The organism is Colwellia sp. BRX8-9 (assembly GCF_014077245.1).
In the GTDB taxonomy this organism is placed as follows: Bacteria; Pseudomonadota; Gammaproteobacteria; order Enterobacterales; family Alteromonadaceae; genus Colwellia_A.
In genome coordinates this window covers 1-1,645 of record NZ_JACGVN010000047.1, presented here as the reverse complement: position 1 = coordinate 1,645, position 1,645 = coordinate 1, and the positions used below count along the sequence as shown (strand labels likewise).

The following is a 1,645-nucleotide window of genomic DNA, read 5'->3' as shown; positions in this document are numbered from 1 at the left end:
TAAGCATCACAAACGATTTTTTAATTGAAGAGTTTGATCATGGCTCAGATTGAACGCTGGCGGCAGGCTTAACACATGCAAGTCGAGCGGTAACAGAGAGTAGCTTGCTACTTTGCTGACGAGCGGCGGACGGGTGAGTAATGCTTGGGAATATGCCATATGGTGGGGGACAACAGTTGGAAACGACTGCTAATACCGCATAACGTCTACGGACCAAAGAGGGGGATTCTTCGGAACCTCTTGCCATTTGATTAGCCCAAGTGAGATTAGCTAGTTGGTGAGGTAATGGCTCACCAAGGCGACGATCTCTAGCTGGTTTGAGAGGATGATCAGCCACACTGGGACTGAGACACGGCCCAGACTCCTACGGGAGGCAGCAGTGGGGAATATTGCACAATGGGCGAAAGCCTGATGCAGCCATGCCGCGTGTGTGAAGAAGGCCTTCGGGTTGTAAAGCACTTTCAGTTGTGAGGAAAGGTGGGTAGTTAATAGCTGCTCGCTGTGACGTTAGCAACAGAAGAAGCACCGGCTAACTCCGTGCCAGCAGCCGCGGTAATACGGAGGGTGCGAGCGTTAATCGGAATTACTGGGCGTAAAGCGTGCGTAGGCGGTTTGTTAAGCAAGATGTGAAAGCCCAGGGCTCAACCTTGGAACTGCATTTTGAACTGGCAAACTAGAGTACTGTAGAGGGTGGTGGAATTTCCAGTGTAGCGGTGAAATGCGTAGAGATTGGAAGGAACATCAGTGGCGAAGGCGGCCACCTGGACAGATACTGACGCTGAGGCACGAAAGCGTGGGGAGCAAACAGGATTAGATACCCTGGTAGTCCACGCCGTAAACGATGTCAACTAGCTGTCTGTGGACTTGATCCGTGGGTAGCGGAGCTAACGCATTAAGTTGACCGCCTGGGGAGTACGGCCGCAAGGTTAAAACTCAAATGAATTGACGGGGGCCCGCACAAGCGGTGGAGCATGTGGTTTAATTCGATGCAACGCGAAGAACCTTACCATCCCTTGACATCCACAGAAGAGACTAGAGATAGACTTGTGCCTTCGGGAACTGTGAGACAGGTGCTGCATGGCTGTCGTCAGCTCGTGTTGTGAAATGTTGGGTTAAGTCCCGCAACGAGCGCAACCCCTATCCTTATTTGCCAGCGCGTTATGGCGGGAACTCTAAGGAGACTGCCGGTGATAAACCGGAGGAAGGTGGGGACGACGTCAAGTCATCATGGCCCTTACGGGATGGGCTACACACGTGCTACAATGGCAAGTACAGAGGGCAGCAATACCGCGAGGTGGAGCGAATCCCACAAAGCTTGTCGTAGTCCGGATTGGAGTCTGCAACTCGACTCCATGAAGTCGGAATCGCTAGTAATCGTAGATCAGAATGCTACGGTGAATACGTTCCCGGGCCTTGTACACACCGCCCGTCACACCATGGGAGTGGGATGCAAAAGAAGTGGCTAGTTTAACCTTCGGGAGGACGGTCACCACTTTGTGTTTCATGACTGGGGTGAAGTCGTAACAAGGTAACCCTAGGGGAACCTGGGGTTGGATCACCTCCTTATCTTGAAGTAAAAACAGTTTAATGGAAGCTTCGGTTTCACGAGTGTCTACACAAATTACATGATAACAAATTAGAAGAA

Annotated in this window: 1 rRNA gene; it reads left to right on the top strand. The window is 51.4% G+C overall.

The annotated features are described in order from the left end of the window. Positions 1-21: 21 nt before the first annotated feature. Positions 22-1,566 (top strand): 16S ribosomal RNA (locus H4J70_RS20195). Positions 1,567-1,645: the final 79 nt, after the last annotated feature.